Raw genomic sequence first — 5,026 nt, forward strand, 5'->3', positions numbered from 1 at the left:
AGGCACCGCTTCGCTGTGGCGAGGGCCCTCGTTGTCCCATGCGAAGGCGGCCGCCTGCCGATCGGTCCCTAGCGTGGCGCCTCCGGGACCAATCTCGATCCAGCGCGGCCGCGGAGCCGCGCCCCCGACGGCTGTCTGGTAACCCTCCGGTGCCCGCTTCAGTGCAAAGGGAAGGCGATGCAGCATGTACAGCAGCGTCTCCTGATGCATGACCTCGTGCTCGAGTATCACGAAGGCCGCCTCGGCCCGGTCGAGCAGCGGGTGCCCGGGGCGCTCGATGTCTGCATGCATCAGCGCCTCAATCACGCGCGCATCCGCCGCCTCGGTGAACTGGACCACCGCGCGGCGGCTCGGCCATAGCTCGCGATGGCGCGCCGCATCGAGCCCGGCCGCCTGATCGGTCGGTGGGTCGATGCCGCGCGCAAACAGGGCTTCCATCCCGGTATCGATGCCGGTCTCGCCGAGGCCACGCTTCACCAGCGTGTTCAGGCTGAACGTCGGAATATGGCCTTCGTAGAATATGAAAGGATGGCGCAGCGCGATGGGCTGGCTGTAGTGCGTGTCCTCTTGCGTGAGCAGATCGAAAAGGAGACGGGATCGCTCACGGTTGCGACGGTACCAGGCGACGAGCCGATCCCGATCAATGAGCCTGCCTGGCGCATGCCGGCGCGGCTTTTCCCAGGACGCGATCTGAGGCATGGCGATCTGTCCTTCTGAAGATGGCAGGACCGGGAATGTCTCTTGTCTGGCTCGCTTCAAAGCCTACCATCGAACCGGGAGGGGAATCCAGGTGCGCGATTCGCGCGCTGCCTGACGGGGAAAGAGATGGAAAAGGCCTGACGGTTCAGGCGGGTGCCGGGATCCTGCGGAGCGAGCGGGAAGCGGTCCCTCCTAGGACTCGGTCGTGCCTCCGTGCTTCCGCATGACCTCCTCGAGCGATTCGAGGGTGAACTTGTTCAATCCAACGACATAAGCCTTGTCACGCAGCTGCGGCGGAACGATCTGAAGGGCCTCTTCCTTGCTGAGCGCTTCGACGATCATCCATGCCCTGTGGTCGCCGTCAAAGCAGCCCCAGTCGGCCTGGGCCAGATACTGGGACCCGGTTCCGAGGAAGACGCGGACCACTTTCGCGCAGGCAAATATGTCGGGATCGTGGGGTACCTGGACGAGAAATCGCTGCATTTCGCGTAGTCTCCCGGTGAGCGGAGACTGCAGGATAGCAGATCGCTTCCCCGCGATTCCAGCGAATTCCTTGGCCCGGAACGCTACCCCTCGGCGGAGGTCGGACGCAGGCGAATCTCGATGCGGCGGTTCTTGGCCCGCCCCTCCGGCGTCTTGTTGGAGGCGACCGGCTGGACGTCGGCTTTGGATTCCGCGAGCAGCCGCTTGGTGGAGATTCCGGAGTGGTCGAACAGACGCACGACGCTGGCCGCACGCGCACCGGCCAGCTCCCAGTTGGTCGGATACTTCTCGATGAGAGCCGGGCCGATCGGCTTGTTGTCGGTGTGCCCGACGACAACGATCTGGTGCGGCGTCTTCTTGAGCTCGGTGGCGACCCGCTCCAGGACTTCGACGCCGTTCTGGTCCAGCGCGGCGGAGCCCGAGTCGAACAGAATGTCCTGGGAGACGTTGACGCGCAGTCCGTCGCGCAGCTGCTGGACCTCGATCTGTCCGGCCTTCAGCTCCTTCTTGAGGCTGGCGACGAGACCGTCGTAGGTTGCCTGCAGCTTGGCGGCCTCATCCTCGCGCTCCTTCAGCTTCGAGCCGAGCTCCTCTCCCTCCGTCTGCAGGGTCGCTACCTTCGCTTCGAGGACGCTCTTCTCGTTCGCGAGCGCGGTTTTCTCCTGGGTGAGCGTTTCGCGGACGGCTTTCGCTCCCTCGATCTTGCTGCGGAGCTGCTCGTAGCGCGTCTCGCAGAGATCCCTCTCCTGCTTCGTCTCGGTGTACTGGGCCCTGGAAACACACGCGGTCGAAGACATGGCGATCGCGGCGGCGAGCAGGGTCCATGCCCGAACGTGCGAGGCGCCCGGCATCCGCTGTGAACCTTTCTTGGAATCGAGCATCGAATCCCCCCCTTCCATCCAGGCACGGGAGCGGGGCCGGTGACCGGAAAGCGGTCCCCGCGACCAATCGACTCAGGGAATTTAGGGACCGCGCGCCCTTCGGGCAAGAAGGCTCCAGCAGCACCTGCTGCGCGTCAAGGAGCCGGCGCCGGATCGTCTGGCTCGTGTTGCAAACCTGTGCAGCTCGCGACCTCCCCGGCTGAGCCGGTCAGAGGACCGTGCCGTCGCCGGAATGCCTTATTCGTAGCGCAGGGCCGTTACCGGGTCGATCCGCGTGGCGCGGCGCGCCGGAAGGTAGCAGGCCGCGGCGCCGACCATGCAGAGGAGCAAGGCAACGGCGAGGAAGACGGAGGGTTCGGTGGGAGAGATCTCGAAAAGCAGGCTGCGCAGGAACCGGGTCAAGGCAAGCGCGCCCGCGATGCCGATGAAGACTCCCGACAGCAGGAGCGCCATCCCTTCACCGAGCGTCAGCCGCAGCACGTCCCGCGGCAGGGCGCCGAGCGCCATGCGCGTGCCGATCTCCTGCGTCCGCTGCGTCACGCCGAAGGAGGCGACACCGTAGATTCCCATCGCCGCCAGCAGCAGGGCCGTTGCCGCGAAGAAGCCCAGCAGGATCATCGTGAAGCGGGGATGCGCCACCGACGCTTCGATGACGCCGTCGATCGATCGGACATCGGTAATGAGCACGTCCGGGGTCACGGACCAGACGGCCTTGCGGACCGTGTCGGCCGCGACGGTCGGATCCCCTGCGGTGCGCACCGCCAGGGACATCCCGTAATCGACGAAGTTCCATTGCTCCTCGGGCGCATAGAACTGCAGGCGGTGTCCGTCGTCCAGCCCCGAATGATGGATGTCGCCGACCACGCCGACCACCCTCCTCCAGGGCGCATCGGGGCCGCCGACGCGGATGAGCTTGTCGATCGGGTCTTCACCGGCCCAGATCTCGCGCGCCAGGCTTTCGTTGACCAGGACGACCTTCCCGGATAGGGCACTGTCCTGCTCGGTCAGGGTTCTCCCCCGCCGCAAGGGAATCTGCATCGCTTCGAGGTAGCCCGGCGTCACGGCGTAACGATCGGCCGCGGGCGCCTTCTCGGGATTGGCGAGCGGCTTGTCCTGGGCGAGAACGCCATAACGATCGATGTTGCCGCCCAGAGGCAGCTGGCTGACCATGCCGGCCGCACGGACTCCCGGGATCGCGGCGATTCTCTCCAGCAGCGAACGATAGGTGGCCAGCGCCTGCTTGTCGGCGTCGTCTTCCAGGTAGCGCGGCCCGAAGATCGACAACGTCATGGTGAGGACCCGCTCCCTCGCGAAGCCGGGATCGACGCTGAGCAGGCGCACCAGACTGTTGAGGGTCAGCCCCGCGCCGGTGAGGAGAACCAGCGCCAGGGCGACGTTCATGACGACGAGGATCTTGCGGAGGCGATGCTGTCTCGGACCCGACGTGGCGCGCCCCGCCTGGCGCAGGCTGTCTCCCGCATTCGATCTCGCCGCATAAAGCGCCGGCGCCACGCCGAAGAAGATCCCGGTCACCACCGTGGCCGACAGCGTGAACAGCAGGACCGGTGCGTTCAGGCCCGCCTGCTCGATGCGGGGAAGATTCGCCGGGCTCAGCGCGAGCAGCGCCCGCGTCCCCCACGCGGCGAGCAACACTCCCAGGAATCCTCCCGCGGCCGCCAGGAGCAGGCTCTCGGTGACCAGCTGCCGGGCAAGCCGTGCGCGGCCGGCTCCCAGAGCCGCTCGCAAGACGAACTCCTTGCCACGCGCCAGCGAGCGCACGAGGAGCAGATTCGCCACATTCGCGCAGGCGACCAATAGCACGAATCCGACCGCTCCCAGCAGGACATAGAGAGCCGTGCGGCTCGGCCCGGTGAACTGTTCCGCGAGCGGCTCCAGAATGGCGCCGGTCTCATCGTAATCGCCCGGATGGGCGCGCTTCATGCCTCCGGAGATCGCATCCAGGTCCGCCGTCGCACGCTCCGCCGTCACGCCGCTTCGCAGCCGCGCCACGATCCGCAGGTGGCGGCAGGTGCGGCAGGCGGGCGGCTCCTCTCCCTGGTAGCCGAGAGGCCTCCAGATATCGACCCGCTCGTTCAACGGGGTCAGGACCGGCTGGAAGTCGGGAGGCATCACGCCAATGACCGTGCGGTCGACGCCGTAGACGCGAATCGGCTTCCCGATGAGAGAAGGATCGGCGTGGAAGCGCTCTTTCCAGAGGCGGTGGCTCAGGATCGCCACGCGGGTCGGGGGACCGTCCTTGTCGGTGAAGGTGCGTCCCAGCATGGGACCGACGCCGAGCACGCGGAAGAAGTCGGGGGTGACCGAAGCGCCCTGCACCATCTCGGGTGTCTCACCCGCCGACAGGATCGGGTCCCAATCGGACATCGCCGCCATCGCCTCGATCGTATGGTTCTGCGCCTGCCAGTCGGCGAAGGTCGGGTACCCGATGGTGGACTCTCCATCGCGGCTCTTTTCCCACAGCATCATGATGCGGTCAGCCCCGGGATAGGGCAGGCCGCGCAGCTGCACGGCGTAGACGACGCTGAACAGCGCCGTGTTCGCCCCGATGGCAAGAGCGAGCGTCAGGACCGCCACCGATGTGAAGCCGGGGTTCTTGCGCAGCATCCTGGCGCCGAAGCAGACATCCCGCCACAGGGTCTCCAGCCAGATTCCGGGGCGGGCCTGGCGCACCTCCTCTCTGACCGGCTCGAATCCTCCCAGGGAAATCAGCGCCTCCCGCCGCGCTTGCTCGGGAGTCATCCCCTTAACAAGATTGGCTTCGGCCTGCGCCTCGATATGGAAGCGCAGCTCCGAGTCGAGATCGCGATCGAGGCGGGACTTGCGGAAGAGACTGCGCAGCAAGGAAGCGAGGGTGCTCACGGGGCGATCTCCTGTCGGAAAACTACAAGAGGCTACGCCGCTTCCTGTAGGAAGTCAACAGGAGTCTTTTCCGCCGCCGCCGA

General features: G+C 66.3%; 4 protein-coding genes. All 4 read right to left on the reverse strand.

Going from position 1 to position 5,026, the window contains the following annotated elements:
• A partial coding sequence (locus VFW45_01585; GenBank protein ID HEU5179456.1) for a DinB family protein occupies positions 1–699 on the reverse strand: 699 nt, incomplete at its 3' end.
• A 192-nt stretch (positions 700–891) separates the two neighbouring features.
• Positions 892–1,182, reverse strand: a complete 291-nt coding sequence (locus tag VFW45_01590) for a hypothetical protein (protein HEU5179457.1) — start codon at positions 1,180–1,182, stop codon at positions 892–894.
• Positions 1,183–1,265: 83 nt separating this feature from the next.
• Entirely contained in the window at positions 1,266–2,063 is a 798-nt protein-coding gene (locus VFW45_01595) for an OmpA family protein (protein ID HEU5179458.1), read from the reverse strand.
• A gap of 237 nt (positions 2,064–2,300) precedes the next feature.
• Positions 2,301–4,943 (reverse strand): ABC transporter permease, encoded by a 2,643-nt coding sequence (locus tag VFW45_01600; GenBank protein ID HEU5179459.1) that lies wholly within the window; start codon positions 4,941–4,943, stop codon positions 2,301–2,303.
• Positions 4,944–5,026: the final 83 nt, after the last annotated feature.

Source organism: Candidatus Polarisedimenticolia bacterium (genome assembly GCA_035764505.1).
Classification (GTDB): domain Bacteria; phylum Acidobacteriota; class Polarisedimenticolia; order Gp22-AA2; family AA152; genus AA152.